Source organism: Massilia rubra, from assembly GCF_011682065.1.
GTDB lineage: Bacteria > Pseudomonadota > Gammaproteobacteria > Burkholderiales > Burkholderiaceae_D > Telluria_A > Telluria_A rubra.
In genome coordinates this window covers 134,086-159,671 of the sequence record NZ_VUYU01000007.1, presented here as the reverse complement: position 1 = coordinate 159,671, position 25,586 = coordinate 134,086, and the positions used below count along the sequence as shown (strand labels likewise).

The window sequence follows — 25,586 nt, the reverse complement described above, 5'->3', positions numbered from 1 at the left end:
CAGTTTAGCCTATCTCTGGTTTGACAGCCGGCGCTCGTATTCGGCACGGAGATCGATGGGTGCTCCGGAGGGGCATCGATCAAGGGTTTTCTGGAGCGCCTTGACCACTAACTCAGCGGCAACCTTTCCGTCACGTTCTTTAGTCATGACTTCGCAAGTTAAGAATTCCGAAAAGAACCATTCCAAGTTAGCTATAAGCTCGTTAACCACGACCATATTCGGCGCCGGTGTTTCCAGTTCCACAAGGGGAATTCCTGTAATTTTGCTAAGTATTTCCAACGCTGGCTTCTCATAAAAGTCAGAGGGAAATTTGTCGCTTTTCGAACTATTACAAGGTCCGCAAAGCGCCGTTGCAGTTTCGTCTAGCGGCCACAGCAAAGCAAGTGGGCGAGTGTGGTCCAGATGCATATCATTCACGCGAGGCAGGTCGTCCCCGCAGCTAAAACACTTTTTCTCAAACTTATTCCAGATGTAATCGGCCAATTCTCTGCCGTTTTTTTCCTTGTATGCAAGCTGCTTGCTCTCCTGAAACAACTCTGCAATAAGCAACTCAAAAAATCTCCGGCGGGCGCCGTCTTCCTTCATCTGTGCGGCAGTTCGTTGCCTGTTATGCATCCAATTGACACAGTACTTCTTACAATACCTGCATTCGAGCTGGAATCCGTACTCCAGCTGAATTGCTTCTCCGGTTTTAATATGACGCGGGGCGCCAAAAAGAGGATGTTTGCAAGGTCGGTTAGCGACGCAGTGATTGGAGAAGCTTAGTGTGGCCCTTTCATTCTGGAAATTTACCGGCAGGAATCGTCCGCACCGATTGCAGGACTTCACAGTGATCGGTTCCCCATCGCTCAAATCCAGGGCGGTGTCTTGACTTAAATGGAGCGAAACTGCACCTTCCTGCTCCCAAAGGTGCGCCTCAGGGGAAAGATCGTGCATCCTCTGGAGATAACTGCCTCCATCGCATTCAACAAATCCGCTACCCGAAAAGCAACCTGGATTCCGAACGATTCCACAGGCAAAATTCCAGACCGTGAACGTTGTGTTAGACCTCGCTTTCACAGCGAGCGTTGCAACGCAGGCTGCGCCTGAACCCTGCCACATACTACCCATTTTGGACCAGTCGGGCGCACGTGGCGGTGAAAGCGTAAATTTTGGAAAAGGACTGTCAATTGTTACATCTACGTCACCTGTGGCCAAAAACCAACCACCAAAAGCGATCCACTGACCTTGTACGTGGGGCGGGATTTCGAATTGAAAGCATAATTCAACACCTGCGACGAGGCTATATTGCTTAGATTGGCGTTCGTCCCATTGGCCACCAGTAGAGGTCCCATGTGAAGTTACCCCAGCTGATCGGGTAGTCGGTCGTCGAATCCCAGAGTAAGCGGTTTTGCCAGGCAGTTTCCCGGAAAATGTCATTGTTGTGGCCCAGAAGTAGTGTGGCAACAATGTTGACATAGGTAAATTTTTCCTGCCACCTTTTTCGGACGTAGGGAACCCGGCTGCGAAGCAAGGGGTTCCGTGGCCAAGCGCATCCACACCGGAGGCGCTATTTACAAATAACACTTGCCGCAAGCAAAGCGAACATATAGAATGCGGCTTCGCGCTAGACGTGGTGACAAACGTCATGTGCATCCCTGGTAGTGGGGCGCTTAGCTCAGTTGGTAGAGCGGAGCCCTTACAAGGCTTAGGTCGGGAGTTCGAGCCTCTCAGCGCCCACCAGCATTACCAAGGATTGGTTTTGAGATCAGTTTTACCGATCAAAGCAATATGGAGTGGTAGTTCAGTTGGTTAGAATACCGGCCTGTCACGTCGGGGGTCGCGGGTTCGAGTCCCGTCCGCTCCGCCAACATCGAAGGGCCCGAAATTTTTCGGGCCCTTTTTCTATTGCGGTGAGTAGTTCGCAATGGCCATGCAGAGTTGCCCAGAGCACAAAAAAAGGAGCTACAATTTCTCGTAGCTCCTCATAGAGGCATTATGATGCACATTCGTGGTAGGCCGTGCGGGATTCGAACCTGCGACCAACGGATTAAAAGTCCGCTGCTCTACCAGCTGAGCTAACACTCCTCTGCGGATCCCGGCGTTCTGCGCCTCGCGCAACATATCTTTGGCCGCAACATATAAGGGGATATGTGTTTGATAACATATCCCCTTCAGCGAAAGCCTCTTCAAAACGCTCAAGTACCGCCCAGCCTACCCGCAGGGTTCATTTGAAAGCCTCATGGCCGCAAGGCAGTGGGTCGGCACGTTCGTGCGCTGGTACAACGAGGAACACCGTCACAGCGCTATCCAATTCGTTACGCCGGCACAGCGTCACTCGGGCCTGGACGGCGCGCTGCTACGCAAACGCGCCGAGGTCTATGAAGCGGCCAAGGCCGCGCGCCCGGAGCGCTGGAGTGGCGATACGCGAAGCTGGGCGCCAGTTACGACCGTACACCTCAATCTCGAAAAAAGTGTCACGGAAGCCGTCACCAAAAAGGAGAAAAATCAAGCACTCAAAAAAGCAGCGTAAAAATCGTATTTAGGCGACAACTAGCGTGCAAATTTCCGATATCACGGCTCGTCCCTTTCAAGAACTTAGCCACATCCTTTTTGAACTCTCCCAGCAGCGCCAAAGGGACATGCGCCGGCCCGACCTCAACATGATCAATGAGATCGCTTACTGAAAAACAAAGCTGGTCAACTGGGTTCACGGCTTGCAAATATAGAAATATTTTGTCGGTAGGGCGCTGTTACCTATCCTATGCTAAAACGCCTCTTTCCTCAGCAGGTCCATTCACCTCAATGCCAGAGGCCTGCTACAGACCGTCTGTGGTATACATGGAATGTGTCCCATCGTGCATCAACGAGCAATGCAACAAACGAGGAACGCGCCAGCCTGCCGGCGCTGCAACTGCCACGCAACTGCCAAATGAGGATGGAAAACGATAACTTTTTGAGGTGGTGCGGCTGGCGGGGATCGAACCCACAACCCTTGGCTTCGGAGGCCAATACTCTATCCATTGAGCTACAGCCGCATTCCTGGTCCGATTCGGACGCTTGAACGACCTGAACGGTCGCAGGCATTATAAGCTCCCCGCCGCCCCGCACCCAAGGGTTTTCGATCCATTCGCCATCTTGCCCCCTGATCCCGGCCCCGCCAGGCCCGTCCCGCCCGGCACCGGGCGGTTTTCGACACTTGCAGCGTGTCACTGCAACTATCCGGTGGAGGCCTGCGACTTTGTCGCACCACAAACGAGCGCCGATCACATGCATAGACAATGGGCCGCCGGGCTACCGTCCTGGCCTTGCGAAGGAGCGCGACATGAACAGACGCTTTGTAATATTTCTCGACACATCCCTGTGGATCAGCGCCCTGATGGCGCTCGTCTATCACGAGCGCTTCCTCATGTTCGTCGACTACGACGCCATGCGGGTGCGCTCGCACATCGACCAGGCATTCTATTTCCTCACCGGCCTCGGGCACGAATCCTTCGCCGTGTTTTTCGTGATCAACGGCATCTTCGTCGGCCTGTTCTTGCGCCACATGCCGACCGCGCAGGGCGATCGTGCGCTGCTCGCGCGCTGGTGGCGCTCGCACCTGGCGCTGGTGCCGGTGCTGGCCCTGGGCGGCCTGCTCGACCTGGCCGGCGTGCATTTTTTCAACGGCTCGGGCTTGTACTCCGACTTTCCCGCCTTTAGCACCGTCACCCTCAGCTGGTCCGCTTTTTACAGCAATCTGTTCATGCTGCAACCGGCCCTGGCGCCTACCTTCGGCAGCAACGGCATGCTGTATCTGTACGCCTACCTGTGGTGGTCCTGCTGCCTGCTGCTTGTGCTGCGGCGCGCATGGCGCAGCCACGCGCCGTGGCCCCTGGCGGGCGGCGCGGCGATGCTGCTGGGCCTGGTGATCTGGATGCCGCCGACGTTCTGGCCCTGGCTGACGGTCTGGCTGCTCGGCGTGGCGGTCGGCCTGCGCGGGCCGTGGCCCCGGCCCCTGCTCCACCCGCTGGCGGCCTGGGGCTTGCTGGCGGCGGCGATCTTGTTTTCGCGCCTGGCCGGCGCCCGCACCGACCTCTTGCCGGCTCCCTGGGGGCAACTGCTGATGCTCTGGAAGTACGTGATCGTCGGCTTGGGATTTGCCGCCGTCGCCAGCGTGCTCTACCGCAGCCCGATGGTGCCGGCGGCGCGCGGCGCGGCGCCCTCCTTCTTCGCCAGGCTGAACCGCCATCTGGCCGACAGCGCCAGCGTGGCCTTCCTGTTTCATTTTCCTTTGATGATGCTGCTCACAGCGATAGGCGCCGACCTGTTCGGCCACCGCCTGATGCAACAGCCGGGACCGCTGTGTTATGCGCTGGTGGGCGCCATCGTGATGGCCTGTTATGCGGCAAGCCATGCGCTGGTGCGCTGCATCGGCGCCCGCGTGGGCGGCTTGCGGCCGATGGTGTGAGGCCCCGTGTCGCTATCGGCGCGCCCTCATGGCACTGGCGCCGGCGCCGCCAGTTCGCGCGCCTGGCGAAAGCCGTCGACCAGCACGCCGAAGGCTTGCACCTTCATGTCCTCGCCCGGCACGCGCAGGATGTAGGACGGGTGGTAGACCACCACCACCCAGCGCCCCTCGTGCAGGAAGGGCTTGCCCAGCACCTCCTTGAGCGTGGCGTGCGGATTGCCCGTCACCGCCTTGAGCGCGGTGCTGCCCAGGGCGACGACGACCTCGGGCTGGACCTGCGCGAGCTCGCTGCCCAGCCAGTAAGCGCAGGCGTCCACCTCGCGCTGGGCCGGGGTCTTGTGCATGCGCCGCTTGCCGCGCGGTTCCCACTTGAAATGTTTGACGGCATTGGTGAGGTAGATCGTGCGCCGGTCCAGCTCGGCCTTGGCCATGGCCCGGTCCAGCAGTTGCCCGGCCGGACCGACGAAGGGCAGCCCGGCCAGGTCTTCCTGGTCGCCCGGCTGTTCGCCCACCAGCATGATGCGTGCCTCGACCGGGCCGACGCCACCGACCGCCTGGGTCGCGTGCTGCCACAGCTCGCAACGGCGGCACTGGTCGAGCGTGCTGGGCGCGTCGCGCTGCGGCTGGGCCTTGTCGGCACTGATGGGAATGACGGTGCCGCCACGCTGCCCCACGCTGTGGGTCTGCCCCACCCTGCGCGCGCCGGCTGCCGCCTGCGACACCATCTCGGGCACCAGCGCGCCTTCGGGCAGGTTTTTCCAGAAGCGCGTGGGGATGTGTCCGTGCATCAGGTCGGCATTCAGGCGCGCCGGGTTGAAGATGCTGCGGTAATAGGTGAGCCATAAAGCTTCGCCGGCGTCGTCGATGTCTTCCGGGCCGCGCATCAGCGGGCCGGTGCTGTGCAGGGTGGCGCCGTCCCACAGCACGCTGGCCTCGGGCGTGGCGATCATCCACGTGACCTTGCCCATGCGGCTGGCGAAGTGGCGCGCCACCTGCGGCAGCACATCGTGGGCCGGCTCGAACCAGGCCACGAAACGGGGCGGACCGGCGTCTTCGCGGCGCTCGCGAAAACGGATATAGGCATGCATGTCATGTTCCTCGCGGTGCACCGCCTTGGCCATGGCGTGCAGGCGGGCGCCGTCTTCGTCGGCGGCCGAGAGCACGTCTTTTTCGCCCTGCTGCCAGCGCCACAGCACCAGGTACAAAAACGCCCAGCGGTTCGGCACGCGGCAGCAAGCCGCGCTTTGCAGCATGTCCATCAACTGGCGCGGTATGCGCATGGTGGACTTGCTGTGAGGTTGGACCGCATCCGTGGCCGGCGGTTCCGCGCCCTGCGAAAACAAGTCGCCGTCATCCTTGTGCGAAATCCATTGCACCGCATGGGGCGGCACTTTGTGCGCCAGCAAGTCGCGCGCGGCGTGGCGCCACTGCTCGAAGGAGTGGACCAGCACCGGTCGCCCGGCCGCAGCCGACGCGGCCGCGCTTACGCCGCCTGCAGTTCCGCCCATAAATCCAGCTGCCGTGGTGAGTGCTCGGCCATTGAGCGGCGCAACACCTCGGACGCGGTGGTGTCCGAGGCCGGCCGGTAGTCGGCCGTGACGATGAACGGGGCGATCTTTTTCATGCTGCAACGCAGGCGGGTCAGGTCGGCGTAGCGGATGCGGCGCAGGCGGCGCAGTTCCACCAGCCGTTTGGCGTTGCGCAGGCCGATCCCTGGCACGCGCGCGATCATCGTTTCTTCAGCCATGTTGAGGTCCATCGGAAAATGCTCGCGGTGCGCCAGCGCCCAGGCCAGCTTGGGATCGATGTCGAGCGCCAGGTTGCCGGCCGCCGGCAACAGTTCGGCCGCGTTGAAACCGTAGCTGCGCATGAGAAAGTCGGCCTGGTACAAGCGGTGCTCGCGCTGCATGGGCGGGGGCGCCGCCGGCACCGAGTCGGGGCTTTGCGGGATCGGGCTGAAGGCCGAATAGTAGACGCGCTTGAGCTTGTAGCTGCCGTACAGGGTTTCGGCGGTGTTAAGAATGGTCTGGTCGTCGCTGGCGTCGGCGCCGACGATCATCTGGGTGCTCTGCCCGGCCGGCGCGAACCTGGGCGCGCGCGGCTCCTGCGCCTTTTCGTCGAGCTTGCGGCGGATCGAGCCCATCGCCAGCTTGATGGTGTGCACGCTTTTTTCGGGCGCCAGGCGCGTGATGCTGCCCTCGGTCGGCAGTTCGATGTTGACGCTGAGCCGGTCGGCATACTTGCCGGCGGCGGCGATCAGGGCGGCGTCGGCATCGGGAATGGTCTTGAGGTGGATGTAGCCACGGAAATTGTGGACTTCACGCAACTGCCGCGCGATGGCCACCAATTGCTCCATGGTGTAGTCGGCCGACTGGATGATGCCGGAACTGAGGAACAAGCCATCGATATAGTTGCGCAGGTAAAAGTCGACCGTCAGCTTGACCACTTCAGCGACCGAAAACCGCGCGCGCGGCACGTTGGAGGTGCGCCGGTTGACGCAATACTGGCAGTCGTAGACGCAGAAATTGGTCAGCAGGATCTTGAGCAGGGACACGCAGCGCCCGTCCGGCGTATAGCTGTGGCAAATACCCATGCCGTTGGTGGCGCCGATGCCGTCCTTGCCCTCGGACGAGCGCTTGGGCGCGCCGCTGCTGGCGCAGGAGGCGTCGTATTTGGCCGCGTCGGCGAGGATTTCGAGCTTGTCGGTCAGTTCCATGGGCTTGGCGCTCAACTGTATATATATACAGTATGGTACACCATTCCCATGGACGGGGGCACGCGCGCGGCGCGCCTGTGCGGGATTGCTACGCGCGCTTGGCCTGCGGCAAGGTGGCGCGGCAGGCCGCCAGTTGGACTTCCTGTTCCCGCAGCACTTCCAGGAAGCTGCCTAGCGAAACCGGATGGTGGAACAGGTAGCCCTGCATGGTCAGGCAACCGTTCGACTTAAGGTAGCGCGCCTGCACCTCGGTTTCCACCCCTTCGGCGATCAAATGCAGGCCCAAGCCGCGCGCGATCGAAATGATCGCCAGGATGACCGGATAATGCCCCTGCTCGTCGTGGATTTCCTTCACAAACGACTGGTCGATCTTGATCGTGTGGATCGGGAAGCGGTGCAGGTAGGACAGCGAGGAGTAACCGGTGCCGAAATCGTCGATCGCCACCGATACGCCCAGCTGGCACAGCTTGTTCAACTGCTCGATCGCGTACTGCGGATTGCGGATGCAGATGTTTTCGGTGATTTCGACTTCGATCTGGGCCGGCGAAATCCCGTAGCGCAGCAGCGCGCCGCGCATCTTCTCGAAAAAGTCGCCGCGGTCGAGGTATTGCGGCGACAAATTGAGCGACAGGCGAATCGCTTCGCCGCCGTTCTCGTTCCAGACCAGCATGTCGCGGCACAGGGCGCCCAGCATCCAGTCCGAAATCGGCAGCATCAGGCCATTGTCTTCGGCGAACGGCAGGAACTCGTTGGCGGTCAACAGGCCGCGCTGCGGATGGTTCCAGCGCATCAGCCCTTCGGCGCCGATGATGCGGCCGGTGATCACGTCGATCTGCGGCTGGTAGTACATTTCCAGCTCGTTCTGCTCGAGCGCCTTGCGCAGGCTCTGTTCGAGCGCGATCTTCTGGTGCGACACGTCGAGCATCGAGTTGTGATAAAAACTCTGGCCGTTCTTGCCCAGCGCCTTGACCTGGTACATCGCGATGTCGGCATGGCGCAGCAGCTCGTCGATCGACTCGCCGTCGCCCGGATAAATCGCAATGCCGATGCTGGCCGAAATGTGCACCTGGTGCCCATCGAGGTCGAACGGCAGGTGCAGGCAGGCCAGGAATTGCTCGGCGATCGCTTTTGCTTCGGCGCGTCCGGCCAGTTCCGGCAGCACGATGGTAAATTCGTCGCCGCCCTGGCGCGCCAGGGTGTCTCCGTCGCGCAGGCATTGCTTCAGGCGCAGCGCGACCTGCTGCAGCAGCTCGTCGCCCTTGACGTGGCCGAGCGTGTCGTTCACCAGCTTGAAGCGATCGAGGTCGATGAACATCACGGCCAGCTCGGTCAGTTTGCGCTTGGCCTGGATGATGGCCAGCCCGAGGCGGTCCTTGAACAGCATGCGGTTCGGCAGGTCGGTCAGGATGTCGTGGTAAGCCTGGTACGAGATGACTTCTTCGGCGCGCTTGCGGTCGGTGATATCGCGCGCCACGCCGTAGGTGCCGTAGAACTCGAGCTTCCTGACGTCGTTATCCGGCACATGCATGCCCATCGAATTGAGCGAGATGGTCATCAGGGTGGTGTTGAACTGGCGGTCCTGGCCGGCGCGCGCATGGCACTTCAGGCGCAGTTCGACGTTGCGCGAGGCCCGTTCGTCGACGCGGCGCTCGTTGAAGGCGTAGCGCGCGCGTTCGAGGTCTTCATCGTGCACCAGGATCGTGTAGTGCTGGCCGATCAGGTCTTCGCGCGCAAAGCCGAGCAACTGGAAGGCGCGGTCGTTGATGAAGGTGAAGCGCCCCTCGTGATTGAGGGTGTAGATGATGTCGGGCGAACTGTCGACCAGGTAGCGGTACAGCTTTTCGGAGTTTTCCAGCTGCGAGGCGATGCGCTCGTTGTCCAGCGCCAGGCTGCGCTGCTGGAGCGCGTTGCCGACCGTCTTGAGCATCTCTTCGCGGCTGTAGGGCTTGCGCAGGTAATCGTAGGCGCCGCGCTTGAGGGCGCCGATGGCCGCCTCGATGCCGACGTCGCCGCTCATCACGATCACGTCGGCGTCGATCTCGCGCTCGTTGATGAAGTCCATGATCTCATGGCCGCTCATGTCGGGCAGGCGCAGGTCGAGCAGCACCAGGTCGAAGCGGCGCGCGCTCAGTTGCGCCAGCGCCTCGGCGCCGCTCCTGGCGGTCACCAGCTCGAAACCGCGGTCGCGCAGCAGCTCGTGCAGTGCCGACAGCAGGCGCGGCTCGTCGTCGATCAGCAGGATGCGCGGCTGCGCCTGGGCATCGGCCTCGCTGATAGAAGCATCGGTCTGCGACAGCGCGCTGGCGGGATTGTCGTTCATTGGAACCTTAAACGGAATCCATCGTCCGCACCCGCAACGCGCACTTGCCCCGCAGGTGCGGGAAACAGGGGCGCCGGGGCGTGCCCGGGCCGCTTGCGAAGATCGTTGTCCGAATGCTGCATGGTGTCGAAAACTGCCGCCAAATGGTCGATGGTTGGAGGTGGCGCGCAACGCGATGCGACCACGACGAAAAATCAAATACGCCTGTCGCGCGCGGGATTTGGGCAGCGTGTCAGGTTTTAAAAACGGCTATCTTAGCATATATGCACGAATGTTGACCCGAGGAACGTTACTCAAAGCAAAACTTTTTATTGTCAAGTGGCGCCGCGCGTCACGATTCCAGGGCCGCCGGACGCCTGCGGTGATACATGCGCGAGGCCACCCACAAGCCGAGCGCGCACAAGGCGAAACCGACCTGGCCCATGGCCAGCCACAGCATCGAGTGCGACAGGAACGGCGCGATCACGCCCGCCACCAGTGCGCCCAGCAGGGTGACGGCGAACGACTGGCACGAGGCGACCGTGCCGCGGATATGCGGGAACAGGTCGAGCGCGAGCAGGGTGGCGCCGGGCGCGATCAGCGACATGCCGAAGGTGTAGAAAAACATCGGCGCCACGCTCCACGGCAGCGCCGGTGTAAAGACGCTGTGATACAACAGATTGGCGCTGGCGGCCGTGAGCAGGAAGCCGAAACCGATGCCGATCTGGCGCGCGAAGCTCATTTTGCCGGCGATGCGGTTGGCCGTGAGCGCGCCCAGGAAGATGCCGGCCACCGAGGGAATGAACAGCCATCCGAATTGGTCGGGACCCAGGCGCAGGTGCATTGGCAGCGCCACCGGCGCGGCCGAGATGTACAAGAACAGGCCGGCGAAGTTGAGGGCCACGATGCCGGCCTTCATGTGGAACAGGGGCGAGCTGAAAATGGCGCTGTAGTTCTGCCACAGGTAGCGCGGATTGAAGGCCTGGCGTTTGTCAGGCGGCAGCGTTTCGGGCAGGCGCCGGTAGCAGTACACGAACAGGATCACGCTGTAGGCCAGCAGCACCAGGAAGATGGTGCGCCAGTCGGAATAGGTAACGATCCAGCCGCCCAGGATGGGCGCAATGGCCGGCGCGATCGTGAAAATCATCGTCACCAGGGAGAGCAGGCGCGCCGCCGGCGCATCGTCGTACAGGTCGCGGATGATGGCGCGTCCCACCACCACCCCGGCCCCGGCGGAGACGCCCTGCATGATCCGGAAGATCCACAGGTAGTGCACCGAATGCGAGGCGGCGCAGCCGAAGGTGCCGATGGCGAACACCACCAGCGCGCACAGCACCACGTTGCGGCGCCCGAAGGCGTCGGCCAGCGCGCCATGCCACAGCACCATGCCGGCAAAAGCGAGCATGTAGGCGGTCAGGGTTTGCTGGACTTCGATCGGGGTCGCGCCCAGCGACGCCTGGATGTTGGGGAAGGCCGGCAGGTAGGCGTCGATCGAGAACGGTCCCAACATCGACAGCCCGGCCAGCAGGGTCGCCAGGCCCACCATCCCGGGAACCGCGCGCCGCGTCACGGGCGGCAGCGGCACCGGCGTGACGGGGTCCGGCGGCAGGTTGGGCGGCGGACTGGGGAACATGCTTACTCCGGTTTTGGCTTGGCTTCTTCGCGCCGGTTGTAGCCTGCCACCATGTCGAACCTGAACAGGCGGCATTCGAGGGCGCCGTTGAAGAATGGCGTCTTGCGCGCTTCTTTCAGGCGCAGGAGCTTCGGCAAGGTCAGGTCGGCGGTGAACAGGAACACGGTCCAGCCGGCGAAGCGCTGCTTGAGCGTGGTGCCCAGCGCCGAGTAGAATGCGACCGACATGTCGTCGGCCGGGATGGTGCTGTCGCCGCGCACGCCGATCCGCTCGCCGTACGGCGGGTTGGTCAAGAGGATGCCCGGCTGCTCGGTCGGCGCCTTCACTTCCTGGGCCTCGATCTGCTTGAGCGGCACGTCGAACATGATGCCGGCGATTTTCAGGTTATGGCGCGTCATGGCGACCATGTCGCCCGAGATGTCGCTGCCGAAGATGGTTGGCTCGCTTGGCAGCGGTAGCGGCTTGATCGCGTTCTTCATGTCCTGCCACGGGGCGGCCACGAAGTTATGGAATTTCTCGAACGCGAAACTGCGGCGCGCGCCAGGCGGAATACCCTGCACCATCTGGGCCGCTTCGATCAGGATGGTGCCCGAGCCGCACATCGGGTCGAACAGCACCGTGCCCGGCTTCCAGCCGGAGACGCGCAGCATGCCGGCGGCGAGGTTCTCGCGCAGCGGCGCGTCGCCGGTTTCTTCACGCCAGCCGCGCTTGAACAGGGCTTCGCCGGAGGTGTCCAGGTAGACCGTGAAGTTGCGGTTGTCGAGAAATCCGACGATGCGCATGTCCGGCTCGCGCGTGTTGACCGACGGGCGCTTGTCGAACTGGTCGCGGAAGCGGTCGCAGATGGCGTCCTTGATCTTGAGCGTGGTGAATTCCAGGCTGCGCAGGGGCGACTTGACGGCGGTGACGTCGACGCGGATGGTGTGGTCGACCCCGAACCAGTCTTCCCAGGGCTGGGCCAGGACCAGGTCGTAGATGTCGTTCTCGTTGGCGTAGCTGGCGTGCGCCATGCGCATCAGCACGCGCGAGGCGATGCGCGAGTGCAGGTTGATGCGGTAAGCGTCAGTCTGGTCGCCCGAGCAGTGCACGCCGCCAGGAACCTGGTTGTGCACTTTCATGGTGGTGCTGGTCAGGGCGATTTCGCCCAGTTCTTCGGCAAGCGCCGCTTCCATGCCGCGTGGGCATGGGCAGAAAAATGATGGCATGTGGTGAACCCTTTGTCCGTTGTGAAAAATCGTTTGTTGCTAATACCGGTGTAGCTGTTTGAGCCACTATCCTTCGTCTTTCCCGCGAAGGCGGGAATCCATAGCACATGTGCTTAGCGGAGGTGCTATGGATTCCCGCCTTCGCGGGAACGACGGGACTCTGCAGCCGACCTCTAAAGATTGCGTTTCAAGTGCTAAGAGAGCGCCCGCTCAACAAAATCGAGCCGGTCCTGTCCCCAGAACCCCTCCCCGTCAACCACGTACCACGGCACCCCGAATACGCTGGCGGCCATGGCTTCATCGGTGTTGCGGTCGTACTGTTCCTGCACGCCGGCCGTGGCCGACGACTTGACCAGCATCTTCCCATCGAGCCCGCAGGCGCTGGCGACCTGCGCCAGCGTGTCTTCGTCCGAGATATTCCTGTCCTCGGCCCACAGCGCGCGCATGATCGCGCCGGTCAGTCCCAGCGCCGCCTCGGCGCCCAGGCTGGTGCGCGCGGCGATGATCAAACGCGCCGCCGCATCGGGCGGCACCGGGAAAAACGTCGGATGCGCAATCAGCGGCAAGCCCAGATGCTTCGACCAGCGCGCCAGTTCCTGCAGGCGGTAGGCCTGGCGCTGCGGCGCACGCTTGGCCAGCGGCAGCCCGCCCGACACGCTGAACACCTTGCCCAGGTCGAAAGGCTTGATGTCGATCAGCGCCCCGCGCGCCTGCGCCATGGCGACAAAGCGCTCGTGTCCCAGATACGCCCACGGCGACTGCGGCGCGAAAAAATACTGAACCGTTTTACTCATGAAGCCCCCGTCAGAAGGGTTTGACCACGACCAGGATCACGATGGCGGTCAGCAGCAGCACCGGCACCTCGTTGAAATAGCGGAACCACACATGGCTGCGTTTATTGACACCGTTCTCGAATTTTTTCAGGAGCGAGCCGCAGGCGTGGTGGTAACCGATCACCAGCAACACCAGCGTCAGCTTGGCATGCATCCAGCCGCCTTTGAAGCCATATCCGAGCCACAGCCAGACCCCCAGCAGCACCGCCGGCACCGCCAGCATGGTGGTAAAGCGCAGCAGCTTGCGCGCCATCAGCAGCAAGCGCGCGGTGGCCACCGTTTCGGTTTCCTGCGCCAGGTTGACGAAAATGCGCGGCAGGTAAAACAGCCCGGCAAACCACGAGGCGATGAAGACGATGTGAAACGCTTTAATCCAGAGCATGGCAATCCAAAGTAGTTAAGGGCGCACTTCGCCGTGGCCGAACACCACGTACTTGAGCGACGTCAGGCCTTCCAGCCCGACCGGGCCGCGCGCGTGCAGCTTGTCGTTGGAAATGCCGATTTCGGCGCCCAGGCCATACTCGAAACCGTCGGCAAAACGGGTCGAGGCGTTCACCATCACCGAGGCCGAATCGACTTCGCGCAGGAAGCGCAGCGCGTCGCTGTAGTCTTCGGTGATGATCGCTTCGGTGTGCTTCGACGAATAGGTGTTGATATGGTCGATCGCCGCATCCAGGCCGTCCACCAGCTTGATCGACAGGACCGGCGCCAGGTATTCGGTGGACCAGTCTTCTTCCACGGCCGCCACCAGGTGCGGGTAACCCGCCAGCAGCGCGAACGATTCGGGATCGGCGCGCAGTTCGACTTCCTTGCCCGCGTACAGCGCCGCCAGGCGTGGCAGCACGGTGGGCGCGATGGCGCGCGCGATGAGCAGGGTTTCCATGGTGTTGCAGGTGCCGTAGCGGTGGCACTTGGCGTTAAACGCGATCGCCACCGCTTTTTCCAGGTCGGCCTTGGTATCGATGTAGACGTGGCAGATGCCGTCCAGGTGCTTGATCATCGGGACCGTGGCTTCGGCGATCAGGCGCGCGATCAGGCTTTTGCCGCCGCGCGGCACGATCACGTCCACATACTCGGGCATGGTGATCAGCGCGCCGACGGCGGCGCGGTCGGTGGTGTCGACGATCTGCACGCCGTCGGCCGGCAAGCCGGCGCCGGCCAGGCCCTCGGCCACGATTTTGGCCAGCGCGCGGTTGCAGTTGATCGCTTCGGAGCCGCCGCGCAGGATGGTCGCGTTGCCGCTCTTGATGCACAGCCCCGCCGCGTCGACCGTGACGTTGGGGCGCGCTTCGTAGATGATGCCGATCACGCCCAGCGGCACGCGCATCTGGCCCACCTGGATGCCGCTCGGGCGGAACTTCATGTTCGAGATTTCGCCAATCGGGTCGGTCAGCGAGACGATCTGGCGCAAGCCTTCGACCATGGTGTCGATGGCCTTGTCCGACAGCTGCAGGCGGTCCAGCATGGCCGGCGCCAGGCCGGCGGCGGCGGCGCCATCGAGGTCGAGCTGATTGGCGGCGCGCAGCAGCGCGCTGTCGCGCACGATGGCGTCGGCGATCAGCAGCAATGCGCGGTTGCGCGTGGCGCTGTCGGACCTTGCCATCGCGCGCGAAGCGGCGCGGGCGCGCTGGCCGACCTGTTGCATGTATTCGGTAATGTTCATTATCTCGTCTACGTAGGTGAAGCGCATCGATCGCGCCGGCACCATGGTAGCGTGCCGCTGCGTTCTATCCGCGCGTTACTTTCAAGGCCAGCTGCAGCATCGCATCCCAGGCGTCGCCGGCGAAGCCTTTGGCGCGCAGGCCCTTGATCATTTTGTCGACCTGCGCGGCGTCGCGCATCGCGCCTTCCAGGATTGGCAACGAGATGCGGCGCAGCGCAGGTTCCATCATGCGTTCACGCGGACCCCAGATGCGGTGTTCCTTGAGCAGCACGCCGAGCGGCCGTCCCTGCGCCATCCCGGATTTCAATTTTAACAGCGTACGGATTTCTTCGGCGACCGCCCATAAAACCAGCGGCAGCGCCTCGCCTTCGCCTTTCAGGCCTTCGAGCATGCGCACCAGGCGGGCGCAATCGCCCGCCAGCATGGCCTCGGACAGCTTGAACACATCATAGCGCGCCACGTTGAGCACCGCGTCGTGCACCTGCTCGAAGGTCAGCTTGCCGGGGTCATGCAGCAGCGCGAGCTTTTGAATCTCCTGGTGCGCCGCCAGCAGGTTGCCTTCGACCCGGTCGGCGATGAAGTCGAGCGACTGGCGGTCGGCGGAGAGGCCGTGCGCGGCCAGGCGCGTGCCGATCCAGCCGGGCAGCTGGGGGCGTTCGATTGAGGGAATTTCGATGTACACGGCGGCCTGCTGCAGCGCGCCCACCCAGGCCGCCTTGGCGGTCTGCCAATCGAGCTTGGGCAGGGTGATCAGCGTGAGGTTGTCGGGACTGAGATCCTTGGCGTAGCTTTGCAGCGCCGCCCCGCCATCCTTGCCCGGTTTGCCGGTCGGGATGCGCAGTTCGATCAGCTTCTTGTCGCCGAACAGCGACAAGGCCTGGTTGGCGGCCAGCAGCTCGCCCCATTTGAAGGTGCGCTCCACCGTCAGCACGTCGCGTTCGGAGTAACCGTTGGCGCGCGCGGCGCGGCGGATCTTGTCGGCCGCCTCCAGCGCCAGCAGATGCTCGTCGCTGGCGATCACGTACAGCGGCGCGATCGTCTTGGCCAGGTGCCCTTCGAGCGCGTCAATCCTCAGCTGCATCGCATGCTCATGTCGGCTTGACCGCCACCAGGCGGCGCAGGATCTGCTGAACCAGGTCGGTCTGCATGTCGCGGTACAGCAGCACTTCTTCCGATTCCTTGCCCAGTACCTGGCTCTCGTCGAAGGTGATCGAGCGCTTGAGCGAGATTTCGGTGGCCGGCAGCAGTTCCGCGCCCTTGTTGTCGCGCAGGCGGAATACCAGCGTATAGGTCAGCAGGTATTCGCGCACGCGGCCCTGGGCGTTGAGCGAGAGGATCTGCTTGCCGCGCGTCTCGGACAGCACGTCGAACAGGGTCTCGGCCTTGGACGCATCGGCGAGCACCTTCACGTCGTCGCCGCCGCGCAGGTTGCGCCGCAACTCGGTGCCGAGGGCCGACGTTTCGGGGAAGGCCAGGTAGATGCTGTGGAACGGCATCTTGAACTGGCCGTTCGAGCCGCGCAGCTGGAAGCCGCACGCGGACAGGCTTGCGAGCAGCACCAGCGCACATGTGGCGCGCAGCACGGTGGCGGAGCGAAGGATGGTCATCGCTTACACCACGATGCTGATCAATTTGCCGGGCACCACGATCACCTTTTTCGGCGGCGTCTCGATGTACTTCTGCACCGCTTCGCAGGCCAGCGCCATCGCTTCGATGGAGGCCTTGTCGGCATCCTTGGCGACCTTGATCGAGCCGCGCAGCTTGCCGTTCACCTGGATCATCATCTCGATCTCAGCCTGTTCCAGCGCGGCCGGATCGACCTGCGGCCACTGCACGTTGAGGATGTCGCCATGGACCTTGGCGTAGCCCAGTTCTTCCCACAGCACGTGGGTGATGTGCGGCGCGACCGGGTTGAGCACGCGCAGGAAGATCGACAGGCCTTCGGCGATGACCGCGTCGGTGGCCGCGCCGTCTTCCAGCTTGGCCGATTCCATCGTGTTGAGCATCTTCATGCAGGCCGAAACGACCGTGTTGTACTGGATGCGTTTCAGGTCGTAGTCGGCCTGCTGCAGGATCTTGTGCAGTTCACGGCGCAGCGTCTTGTGCGCTTCGCCGCCGTCGACCTTGTCGGTCGCGGCCAGGCTTGAAGCGATGCGCGGCGATTGCGCGTACGCATACGCCCACACGCGGCGCAGGAAGCGGCTGGCGCCTTCGACGCCGCTGTCGGACCACTCGAGCGTCTGCTCCGGCGGCGAGGCGAACATGGTGAACAGGCGCGCGGTGTCGGCGCCGTACTGGCCGATCTGGGCTTGCGGGTCGATGCCGTTGTTCTTCGACTTCGACATCTTTTCAGTGCCGCCGATGATCACCGGCTGGCCGTCGCTCTTGAGCGTGGCGCCTTGCGGACGACCCTTGTCGTCCAGGGCCAGGTCGATATCGGCCGGGTTGAACCAGACGTACTTGCCCGGCTGCGGTTCGCGGTAGTAGGTTTCGTTGAGCACCATGCCTTGCGTGAGCAGGTTGACGAACGGCTCGTCGAACTTGACCAGGCCGAGTTCGCGCATGATCTTGGTCCAGAAGCGCGCGTACAGCAGGTGCATGACGGCGTGTTCGATGCCGCCGATGTACTGGTCCATCGGCATCCAGTAATCGTTGCGCGCGTCGACCATGGCGTCGGTGCTGCCCGGCGAGGTATAGCGCATGTAGTACCACGACGAATCGACGAAGGTGTCCATCGTGTCGGTCTCGCGGCGCGCCGGTTTGCCGCACTGCGGGCAGTCGCACTTGAGGAAAGCCTCGTGCTTGTTGAGCGGGTTGCCGCTGCCGTCCGGGACGCAGTCCTCGGGCAGCACCACCGGCAGGTCTTTTTCGGGCACCGGCACCACGCCGCAATCGGCGCAGTGGATCATCGGGATCGGGGTGCCCCAGTAGCGCTGGCGCGAAATGCCCCAGTCGCGCAGGCGGAAGGTGATCTTCTTGTCGCCCAGGCCGGCCGTGGCCAGGTCGCCAGCGACTGCATTGACGGCGGCGATGTGATCGAGGCCGTCGTATTTGCCGGAGTTGATGGAAACGCCGCTCTCCTTGTCGCCGTACCATTCCTGCCAGGCATCGAGCGAATATTCCTTGCCTTCGACCGCGACCACTTGCTTGATCGGCAGATTGTATTTTTTGGCGAACGCAAAATCGCGCTCGTCGTGCGCGGGCACGCCCATCACGGCGCCGTCGCCGTAGGTGATCAACACGTAGTTGCCGACCCAGACTTCGACTTGCTCATTGGTGACCGGATGGGTGACGAACAGGCCAGTCGGCATGCCCTTCTTCTCCATCGTCGCCATGTCGGCTTCGATCACGCTACCGAGCTTGCACTCGGCGATGAAGGCCGCCAGTTCCGGATTGGTTTGCGCGGCATGCTGCGCCAGCGCGTGTTCCGGCGCCACGGCGCAGAAGGTCACGCCCATGATGGTGTCGGCGCGGGTGGTGAAGACGTACATCTTGCCGTCGTCGATCAATTCACCGGCGGCGTTGGCGATGGTGTGCGGGAAAGCGAAGCGCACGCCGACCGACTTGCCGATCCAGTTGGCCTGCATGACGCGCACGCGTTCCGGCCAGCCTGGCAGCTTGTTGTCGACATAGTCGAGCAGTTCGTCGGCGTAGTCGGTGATGCGGGCGTAGTACATCGGGATTTCGCGCTTTTCGATCGGCGCGCCGGAACGCCAGCCCTTGCCGTCGACGACCTGCTCGTTGGCCAGCACGGTCTGGTCGATCGGATCCCAGTTCACGGTGCCGGTCTTTTTGTAGATGATGCCTTTTTCGAGCATCTTGAGGAACATCCACTGGTTCCACTTGTAGTACTCGGGCTTGCACGCGGTCATTTCGCGCGACCAGTCGATCGCCAGGCCCATCGACTCCATCTGCTCGCGCATGTGGGCGATGTTGGAGTAGGTCCATTGCGCCGGCGGCACGTTGTTTTGCATGGCCGCGTTCTCGGCCGGCATGCCGAAGGCATCCCAACCCATCGGCATGAGCACGTTGTAGCCGCTCATGCGCAGGTAGCGGTACATCACATCATTGATCGTATAGTTGCGCACGTGGCCCATGTGCAGCTTGCCCGACGGGTAAGGCAGCATGGAGCAAGCGTAGTACTTGCCTTTCGGGAAACGCGGGTCGTTCTCGACGGCCTTGTAGGCGTCGATGGCCTTCCAGTGGGCTTGGGCGGCTTGTTCTACGTCGGCGGGACTATATTTATCTTGCATGATGTGTGCGGCCAAGCGGGCGCGGCCAAAAGTAATATGAACCGATCATTATACTGGCACATCCCGTATCCGGGCACGGCCGGGGGCACGGGGCGAAAATTCGCTGAACTATGGGGCGGGCTTGCTGTCCAAACAACATGACAAGCAAATTCGACGCGTTAGCCTACACGAAGCGGCTGGAAGATGCCGGCGTGCCCAGGGACCAGGCAGAGGTGCATGCAACGGCACTGACTGAGGTCGTTGGCGAGTTCGCGTGCCGGCAGGATTTGTTGCGGCTGGAGAGCAGCCTGCGGCATGAAATTGAAGAGAGCGAGAAGCGGCTGGTTTTGCAACTCAATCTTTTTAAAACCGAGCTGATTGCAAAAATCGACCATTTGGGCGCAAAAATTGATCGCGTGGACGCAAAGGTCGATCGCGTGGATGCAAAGGTCGATCGCGTGGATGCAAAGGTCGATCGCATGGATGCAAAGGTCGATCATGTGGACGCAAAGGTCGATCGCTTGGATGCGAAGGTCGATCACGTGGACGCAAAGGTCGATCACGTGGATGCAAAGGTCGATCGCGTGGATGCAAAAATCGATAACGTGGATGCAAAAGTCGACTCGTTGAGACGCGAATTCGAGGCACGCTTCAAAGCGATCGAACACGATCTGACCGTTAACCGCTGGTTGTCCGGCCTGATCATTTCGCTGAACATCGCCATGGCGATCAAGATTTTCTTTCCCTGAAAGCAGGATCAATCGCGGCGCATGGCGGTGCCTCTGAACCATCTGGATTTTTTCTGAGCTAAGTAAGCCTTACCGGAAACTGCCATCATGACGATCAAATTCGACGCAATAGCGTATGCACAGCAGTTGGAATCGGGCGGTGTACCAAGGAGCCAGGCAGATGTACATGCGAAAGCACTGACTGCGGTAGTGAGCGAGGTTGTGTCGGAAGCCGACCTTTTGCAAACCAAAAACGACTTGCAGCGTGATCTTCGGCATGCCGAAGATCGGCTCACGTCGCGGATCGATTCGACCAAGACCGAGCTTGGCGCCAAAGTCGACACCTTCAGAGGCGAATTCAACACCAAAATCAGCCTGCTCGACGGAAAATCAGAGAGGATACGTACCGATGCGAGTGCCGAATTTGGTCAACTTCACGGGAAAATCGACATGGTCAAGACTGAGCTGAGTGCCGAAATCAAGCGACTCGACGGGAAAATCGACAAGGTCAAGACTGAGCTGAGTGCCGAAATCAAGCAACTCGACGGGAAAATCGACAAGGTCAGGACTGACCTTGAAGCCAAAATCGATCGGCTGAGCGCAAGCGTGGACTCGATCAAGAACGAACTTGCCCAATACAGGTGGGTAAGCGCGCTGTTTTTCAGCCTGATTATTCCGATATTCCTGAAAACTTTCTGGCCCGGATTGCTGGCCTGAACGCCGCCGTTGCACGGTAAAATACCCGCCTGTCCACTCGCCCAGCCATCTTGATGGTCCTCTACCAGGAACACCCGCCCCAGCCCGCGCTGGCGCCCTATCTGGCTTGCCTGTGGACCTGCCAGGTGCTGCCCGGCGCCTCCCCCGTCACGCACCGGGTGCTGCCGGACAACTGCATGGACATCCTGTGGCAGGATGTGGCCGCGCTGAGCCGGGTATCGGGCATGATGAGCACGGTCATCCACGTGCCCGTGCACCAGCCTGTGCGCACCATCGCGGCGCGCTTCAAAGCGGGCGCCGCCGCGCACTTTTTCGCCATGCCGCTGCACGAACTGGCCGACCAGCATCCTTCCCTGGATGACCTGTGGGACGGTGCCGCAGCGCGCCAGTTCACCGATGCATTGTGGTCGCGCACCTTATCGGACAGCGAGGCCGTCGCCACCGTCGAAGGCCTGCTGCTGCAACGCCTGCGCGGCACTGCCACCGACATCAAGCCGGGCCTGGCCGATGCGGCCGTGAGCGCCATCGAGCGCACCCACGGTTCCCTGCGCATCGAGACCCTGGCCGCGCAGCTGGGCGTGTCGCGCCAGCACCTGTCCAGCCAGTTTCGCGCCAGGGTTGGCCTGGGCGCCAAGCAGTTCGCGCGCGTGTGCCGCTTTCGCCAGGCCAGCGCACGCATCCGCGCCGCCAGCGACCCCACGCAGCTCGACTGGTCCAGCCTCGCGCTCGAGCTGGGCTACTACGACCAGCCGCACCTGATCCACGAATTCCGCCAATTGTCGGGCAGCACGCCGGAATCGTTTGCCGCGCGGGCCTGACCGTGCATATCGTCCCGGCAGCGTCTGCACGTCGCGAATAGTCGCTGGCAACCTTAGATCATCCAGCAGCAGAACCCCTCATTGTCGATTTCACGGAGCAAGGCAGATATTCTACCGATGTCATCGGCGGAAATGTCGACGGCGCCCGTCAGCGGTTTATGAAGCATGCAAACGTTTTTCTGAATGCGTTCATACGATTCTTCAGGAAGCCGAGCTTGCTCAGCGAACTGAAGCAGCAGAGCCAGGCGAACCTCGTTCTGCGAATGCCATCGGCTTAGCTGATCACTTGAAAAAGACAGCATAGTGTTTAGTTCATTCTGCAATTTTTCGATGAGAAAGCAGGCATTGATGAGGCTCTTGCTCTCTGGAGAGTTATCTAACATAATTTTTGACATTCAAAAACGGCTTGTAATCAAGCTGGCGCAATCGACCAGCCGAAAGCAGACCTGAGCTGACCGCCTTACATTTTTACAATACAAGCGGCGCGCGCCGTGGCAGGATGCTGCTTTGCACTCACAGGAGACAATCATGATCAACGGAATGCGCACAGTCTGCTACCCGGTCCAGGATATGGATGCGGCCAAGAAATGGTTCACCGAGGTGTTCCGCACCGCGCCCTACTTCGATGAGCCGTTCTACATCGGCTTCGAGATCGGCGGCTTCGAACTGGGGCTGCACCCGGGGGAACCCGGCATGCCCGGCTGCGTGGCCTACTGGGGCGTGGACGATATCGAGGCGGAAGTCGAACGCATCACCGGCCTGGGCGCGAGCATCCACTCGGCCATCCAGGAGGTGGGCGAGTCGATCAAGGTGGTCGAGTTGAAGGATCCGTTCGGCAATACCTTGGGACTGATCTACAATCCGCATTTCGACCTCAAGAAGGTCCGCTGAGCGCCAGCCGGATCAGGCGCGCGGGCACTTGCTGCCCGCGCGCCCTACGCAAAACCACCAGGCTGCTCAGCGCAACACCAGCGCCAGCGCCGGCTTCTCGCCGTAATCCTCATAGCGCTCGTTGATGCCGGCGATGCAGAACGTCATCTCGTCGAGCAAGTCGGGCACGCGCTCGCGCATCGATGCCGCATCCTTGACGACAATCTCCAGCACCTCGTTCGGTTTCAGCCGGAAGCGGGTCATGCCGTCTTCGTCGCGCAGGTAGCTCAGGCAATCGACCCAGGCATCCATCGTGTTGGCGTAATACTCGGGAAACCCGAACGCCGCGCGGCTTTCGGAATGAAAGGTATCCCAGCCGAGGATCGAGGCGCCATTCAGTTCGGCACTGGCCATATTATTTCTCCTTGTGTGGATCGGTCACGAAGCCCAGTTTGCCGAGACCTCGGGACTGCGCCGCCGCCATGACCTGGGCCACGGCTTCGTAACGGGTGTTTTTGTCTGCGCGCAGCTGTAATTCGGGCTGCGGCGCCTGGCGCGCCGCTTGGGTCAGGCGCGCGTCGAGCCCGGCCGCATCGACCCGCTCCTCATTCCAGTACAGCACGCCTTCGGCATCGATGGCAATGGTCACCGTGTGCGGCTGCAACTGCACCGCGCCAGCCTGCGCGCGTGGCAAGTCGAGCTTGACCGCATGCGTGAACATCGGCGCGGTCATGATGAAGATGACGAGCAGCACCAGCATCACGTCGACCATCGGGGTCACGTTAATATCGCTCATCATCGATTGCTGGCGCGATGGATTGAAGCTGCCGAATGCCATGCCGCTCCCCTTATCTGCCGAAGTAGGAATGCAAATCGTGGGCAAAGCCGTCGAGCTCGGCCAACGTGAGCCGGTTCAGGCGGTTCAAGCCGTTATACGCCAGCACGGCGGGAATAGCCACCACCAGCCCGAAGCCAGTCATGATCAAGGCTTCGCCGACCGGTCCGGCGATCTTGTCGATCTGCACGCTGCCGGCGGCGGACACATTCGACAGCGCATGATAAATCCCCCACACCGTGCCCAGCAGGCCCACAAACGGCGCGGTCGCGCCGATCGAGGCCAGCACGGTCAGTCCGCTTTCGATGCGATGGGTGGCGCGCGTGATTTCCTGGCGCAGCACGCGGATGATTTGTTCATCCTTGCTCATTGCGCCGGCCAGGGTGGCGGCGCCGCCGGCGTGGGCCAGGCCTTGCGCCGGCAGCGGCAGATAAATGCGCTCGCGGTCGGCCAGGGCCAGCAGCGCGATGCCGTCCTGCAGCGTGGGGGCGCTCCAGAAGGCGTCCAAGGCTGGCGCCGCGCGCCGCACGCGCCAGCTGCTGAAGGCTTTGGACAGGATGAAAAACCAGCTCACCAGCGACATCAGCATCAGCACGTACGCCACCGCGTGGCTGAGCGCGTCGCCCTGTTCCCAGTAGCGCGCGATGCTGAAATGATTGACCGGTGGCATGGCGCCTAGTCTTTAAGCGCCAGCACGTCCTGCATGTCGTACAAACCGGTCGCCTTGTCGGCCAGGAAGCGGCAGGCGCGCAGGGCGCCGCTGGCGTAGCTGGCGCGGCTGCTCGACTTGTGGCTGATTTCGATGCGCTCGCCGGTGCCGGCAAACAACACCGTATGGTCGCCGATGATGTCGCCGCCGCGGATGGTGGCAAAGCCGATGGTCGACGGATCGCGTTCGCCGGTGACGCCTTCGCGTCCGTAGACGGCGCATTCCTTCAGGTCGCGCCCGAGCGCGTCGGCGATGACTTCGCCCATCTTGAGCGCGGTGCCGGACGGCGCATCGACCTTGTGGCGGTGGTGCGCTTCGATGATTTCGATGTCGTAGCCCTCGGACATGCTCTTGGCGGCCAGTTCGAGCAGCTTGAGGGTGACGTTCACACCCACGCTCATGTTGGGCGCGAACATGATTGCGGTTTTTTCGGCGGCGGCGGCAATCGCGGCCTTGCCGGCATCGTCGAAACCGGTGGTGCCGATGATCAGCTTGATGCCGTGCTCGGCGCAATACGCAAGGTGCTTGAGCGTGCCTTCGGGGCGGGTGAAGTCGATCAGGAAATCGGCGCCAGACAGGCCGGCGCCCAGGTCCGCTTCGATCGTCACCCCGGGAGCCGGGCCGACCAGTTGGCCGATGGCGGGCGAGCCGGCCAGGCCGAGCGCGCCGGCCAGCACGGCGTCCGGCGCCGCGGCGAGCGCGTCCACCAGCATCCGTCCCATGCGCCCGTCGGCGCCCGCTACTGCAATTTTCATCTGATTCATTGTGCCGACCCTCGTGCTACCGGTGCGCTGGTATGGAATGACTTATTTAGTGATCTTGATCGAGGCCGAACCGGCTTCTTCCCGCTTCGGCGCTTGCTTGGAGGCCACCTTGGACGGACCGGCGATGCGCGCGATGTATTCCTTCTCGGTCGGCAGGTTGCCGCCGTCGAATTTCTCGACCTTGTTATCCTTGAAGTAGACCGTGACCCGGCTGCTGGTCAGCTCGCCATCGCCACGCGCCAGGTAGAACGGAAAGTCCCAGCGGTCGGCGTGGAAGATATCGGTCAGCAGCGGCGTGCCGAGAAGAAACTTGACCTGCTCGCGGGTCTGGCCGACCTTGAGTTGGGTCAGCATTTCTTGGGAGATGAAGTTACCTTGCTGAATGTCGGGACGATACGGCGAGAAGATCCACAGGAACTTTTGCAGCTTGCTGGCCTGCACGGTCTGGGCGCCGGCGTCGGGCGAGGCGCTGACCGGGACCACGGGATCCTTGGCGCCACCGAACATGGTGCAGCCGGACAGGCTCAGGACGGCCCCGGCCAAGGTCGCCACCAGGGGCGCGCGCAGGCTAAAACGGGGCAAAACGGCAGTATCGACAGGCATAGATGACCTCAAATCGTTGTACGGAAGCCTAGGCACCTCCGTCTAAAACGCTATATGATAAAGCACTACGCCAATATACGAGTAACAAACATGAGTAACAATCCCAGCGACCTCAAAGCCAGCGGCCTGAAAGCCACCCTGCCCCGCCTGAAAATCCTCGAGATTTTCCAGAACAGCGAGGTGCGCCACCTGACTGCGGAAGATGTTTACAAGATTTTGTTGACCGATAATATGGATGTCGGCCTGGCCACCGTGTATCGCGTACTGACCCAGTTCGAGCAAGCGGGCCTGCTCAACCGCAACCATTTCGAAACAGGCAAGGCGATTTTCGAGCTCAACGCCGGCTCCCACCACGACCACCTGGTGTGCCTCGACTGCGGCAGGGTGGAAGAGTTCTACGACGACGAGATCGAATCGCGCCAGCACAAGGTGGCGGTCGAGCGCGGCTTCAAGATTGCCGAACACGCGCTGGCAATCTACGGCAACTGCGTCAAGCCAGCCTGCCCCCACAAAACCTGAGGGGGGATCTCGA

At 62.1% G+C, this 25,586-nt stretch carries 24 protein-coding genes, 3 tRNA genes and 1 pseudogene; 9 read left to right on the top strand and 19 right to left on the bottom strand.

What is annotated here, in order from left to right; genetic code table 11:
* Positions 1-9 precede the first annotated feature (9 nt).
* On the bottom strand, positions 10-1,629 hold the full coding sequence (locus F0185_RS12900; RefSeq protein ID WP_167224965.1) for a hypothetical protein: 1,620 nt from the start codon (positions 1,627-1,629) through the stop codon (positions 10-12).
* A 17-nt stretch (positions 1,630-1,646) separates the two neighbouring features.
* On the opposite strand from F0185_RS12900, the gene F0185_RS12895 reads away from it, so the two are divergent.
* From F0185_RS12895 to F0185_RS12885, 3 genes and pseudogenes are all read left to right on the top strand, one after another.
* Positions 1,647-1,722: transfer RNA gene (locus tag F0185_RS12895), tRNA-Val, on the top strand.
* 50 nt (positions 1,723-1,772) lie between these two features.
* Positions 1,773-1,849 (top strand) — tRNA-Asp (locus F0185_RS12890).
* Between the two features lie 300 nt (positions 1,850-2,149).
* A pseudogene (locus tag F0185_RS12885) lies at positions 2,150-2,512 on the top strand (integrase core domain-containing protein); the annotation flags it as partial.
* 429 nt (positions 2,513-2,941) lie between these two features.
* Here the strand turns inward: F0185_RS12885 and F0185_RS12880 are convergent.
* Positions 2,942-3,017: transfer RNA gene (locus tag F0185_RS12880), tRNA-Arg, on the bottom strand.
* Between the two features lie 287 nt (positions 3,018-3,304).
* On the opposite strand from F0185_RS12880, the gene F0185_RS12875 reads away from it, so the two are divergent.
* Entirely contained in the window at positions 3,305-4,429 is a 1,125-nt protein-coding gene (locus tag F0185_RS12875) for a hypothetical protein (RefSeq protein WP_167224963.1), read from the top strand.
* A gap of 26 nt (positions 4,430-4,455) precedes the next feature.
* Here F0185_RS12875 and F0185_RS12870 read toward each other — a convergent pair whose 3' ends face one another.
* The 11 genes from F0185_RS12870 to leuS all read right to left on the bottom strand — a co-directional run bounded on the left by F0185_RS12870 (position 4,456) and on the right by leuS (position 19,031).
* The gene (locus tag F0185_RS12870) at positions 4,456-5,937 is read right to left on the bottom strand and encodes a UdgX family uracil-DNA binding protein (protein WP_167224961.1); all 1,482 of its coding nucleotides are present in this window, start codon (positions 5,935-5,937) and stop codon (positions 4,456-4,458) included.
* Positions 5,913-7,145, bottom strand: a complete 1,233-nt coding sequence (locus F0185_RS12865; RefSeq protein WP_167224959.1) for a putative DNA modification/repair radical SAM protein — start codon at positions 7,143-7,145, stop codon at positions 5,913-5,915. Before F0185_RS12865 ends, F0185_RS12870 begins: the two co-directional genes overlap by 25 nt.
* 88 nt (positions 7,146-7,233) lie before the next feature.
* Positions 7,234-9,465: a putative bifunctional diguanylate cyclase/phosphodiesterase gene (locus tag F0185_RS12860; RefSeq protein ID WP_167224957.1), complete on the bottom strand. Its 2,232-nt coding sequence runs from the start codon at positions 9,463-9,465 to the stop codon at positions 7,234-7,236.
* Positions 9,466-9,796: 331 nt separating this feature from the next.
* Positions 9,797-11,077 (bottom strand): multidrug effflux MFS transporter, encoded by a 1,281-nt coding sequence (locus tag F0185_RS12855; protein WP_167224956.1) that lies wholly within the window; start codon positions 11,075-11,077, stop codon positions 9,797-9,799.
* Between the two features lie 2 nt (positions 11,078-11,079).
* Positions 11,080-12,282, bottom strand: a complete 1,203-nt coding sequence (locus F0185_RS12850) for a THUMP domain-containing class I SAM-dependent RNA methyltransferase (RefSeq protein WP_373888462.1) — start codon at positions 12,280-12,282, stop codon at positions 11,080-11,082.
* A gap of 194 nt (positions 12,283-12,476) precedes the next feature.
* The gene (locus F0185_RS12845) at positions 12,477-13,076 is read right to left on the bottom strand and encodes a 2-hydroxychromene-2-carboxylate isomerase (RefSeq protein ID WP_167224954.1); all 600 of its coding nucleotides are present in this window, start codon (positions 13,074-13,076) and stop codon (positions 12,477-12,479) included.
* Between the two features lie 10 nt (positions 13,077-13,086).
* Entirely contained in the window at positions 13,087-13,497 is a 411-nt protein-coding gene (locus F0185_RS12840; RefSeq protein WP_167224952.1) for a CopD family protein, read from the bottom strand.
* 15 nt (positions 13,498-13,512) lie between these two features.
* Complete coding sequence (locus F0185_RS12835; protein ID WP_370664008.1) at positions 13,513-14,805, bottom strand: glutamate-5-semialdehyde dehydrogenase; 1,293 nt, start codon at positions 14,803-14,805, stop codon at positions 13,513-13,515.
* 37 nt (positions 14,806-14,842) lie between these two features.
* Positions 14,843-15,859 (bottom strand): DNA polymerase III subunit delta, encoded by a 1,017-nt coding sequence (holA, locus tag F0185_RS12830; protein WP_167224948.1) that lies wholly within the window; start codon positions 15,857-15,859, stop codon positions 14,843-14,845.
* 7 nt (positions 15,860-15,866) lie between these two features.
* The gene (locus tag F0185_RS12825; RefSeq protein WP_167224946.1) at positions 15,867-16,385 is read right to left on the bottom strand and encodes an LPS-assembly lipoprotein LptE; all 519 of its coding nucleotides are present in this window, start codon (positions 16,383-16,385) and stop codon (positions 15,867-15,869) included.
* 3 nt (positions 16,386-16,388) lie between these two features.
* Positions 16,389-19,031 carry a leucine--tRNA ligase gene (leuS, locus tag F0185_RS12820; protein WP_167224944.1) on the bottom strand — a complete coding sequence of 881 codons (2,643 nt, stop codon included), beginning with the start codon at positions 19,029-19,031 and terminating at the stop codon, positions 16,389-16,391.
* A gap of 137 nt (positions 19,032-19,168) precedes the next feature.
* Between leuS and F0185_RS12815 the strand changes: the two genes are divergently transcribed.
* The 3 genes from F0185_RS12815 (at position 19,169) to F0185_RS12805 (ending at position 21,273) form a co-directional block, all read left to right on the top strand.
* Positions 19,169-19,759: a hypothetical protein gene (locus F0185_RS12815; RefSeq protein ID WP_167224942.1), complete on the top strand. Its 591-nt coding sequence runs from the start codon at positions 19,169-19,171 to the stop codon at positions 19,757-19,759.
* 87 nt (positions 19,760-19,846) lie between these two features.
* Positions 19,847-20,455, top strand: coding sequence for a CCDC90 family protein (locus F0185_RS12810; RefSeq protein ID WP_167224940.1), 609 nt, complete (start codon positions 19,847-19,849; stop codon positions 20,453-20,455).
* A 53-nt stretch (positions 20,456-20,508) separates the two neighbouring features.
* Positions 20,509-21,273: a helix-turn-helix transcriptional regulator gene (locus tag F0185_RS12805; protein WP_167225283.1), complete on the top strand. Its 765-nt coding sequence runs from the start codon at positions 20,509-20,511 to the stop codon at positions 21,271-21,273.
* A 53-nt stretch (positions 21,274-21,326) separates the two neighbouring features.
* On the opposite strand, the gene F0185_RS12800 is transcribed toward F0185_RS12805, so the two are convergent.
* Positions 21,327-21,668 carry a hypothetical protein gene (locus tag F0185_RS12800; RefSeq protein WP_167224938.1) on the bottom strand — a complete coding sequence of 114 codons (342 nt, stop codon included), beginning with the start codon at positions 21,666-21,668 and terminating at the stop codon, positions 21,327-21,329.
* 133 nt (positions 21,669-21,801) lie between these two features.
* Here F0185_RS12800 and F0185_RS12795 point away from each other — a divergent pair, with 133 nt between their 5' ends.
* Positions 21,802-22,164 (top strand): VOC family protein, encoded by a 363-nt coding sequence (locus F0185_RS12795; protein WP_167224936.1) that lies wholly within the window; start codon positions 21,802-21,804, stop codon positions 22,162-22,164.
* A 66-nt stretch (positions 22,165-22,230) separates the two neighbouring features.
* Here the strand turns inward: F0185_RS12795 and F0185_RS12790 are convergent, their stop codons facing one another.
* From F0185_RS12790 to F0185_RS12770, 5 genes are read right to left on the bottom strand one after another with little or no spacing between them, the layout of a single operon-like run.
* Positions 22,231-22,557, bottom strand: a complete 327-nt coding sequence (locus F0185_RS12790) for a barstar family protein (RefSeq protein WP_166893646.1) — start codon at positions 22,555-22,557, stop codon at positions 22,231-22,233.
* A 1-nt stretch (position 22,558) separates the two neighbouring features.
* Positions 22,559-22,981: an ExbD/TolR family protein gene (locus F0185_RS12785; protein WP_167224934.1), complete on the bottom strand. Its 423-nt coding sequence runs from the start codon at positions 22,979-22,981 to the stop codon at positions 22,559-22,561.
* 10 nt (positions 22,982-22,991) lie between these two features.
* The gene (locus F0185_RS12780; RefSeq protein WP_167224932.1) at positions 22,992-23,648 is read right to left on the bottom strand and encodes a MotA/TolQ/ExbB proton channel family protein; all 657 of its coding nucleotides are present in this window, start codon (positions 23,646-23,648) and stop codon (positions 22,992-22,994) included.
* A gap of 5 nt (positions 23,649-23,653) precedes the next feature.
* Entirely contained in the window at positions 23,654-24,451 is a 798-nt protein-coding gene (dapB, locus tag F0185_RS12775; protein ID WP_167224931.1) for a 4-hydroxy-tetrahydrodipicolinate reductase, read from the bottom strand.
* Positions 24,452-24,493: 42 nt separating this feature from the next.
* Positions 24,494-25,054 carry an outer membrane protein assembly factor BamE gene (locus F0185_RS12770; RefSeq protein ID WP_167224929.1) on the bottom strand — a complete coding sequence of 187 codons (561 nt, stop codon included), beginning with the start codon at positions 25,052-25,054 and terminating at the stop codon, positions 24,494-24,496.
* A gap of 90 nt (positions 25,055-25,144) precedes the next feature.
* On the opposite strand from F0185_RS12770, the gene fur reads away from it, so the two are divergent.
* Positions 25,145-25,573, top strand: coding sequence for a ferric iron uptake transcriptional regulator (gene fur / locus F0185_RS12765; protein ID WP_126073843.1), 429 nt, complete (start codon positions 25,145-25,147; stop codon positions 25,571-25,573).
* Positions 25,574-25,586: the final 13 nt, after the last annotated feature.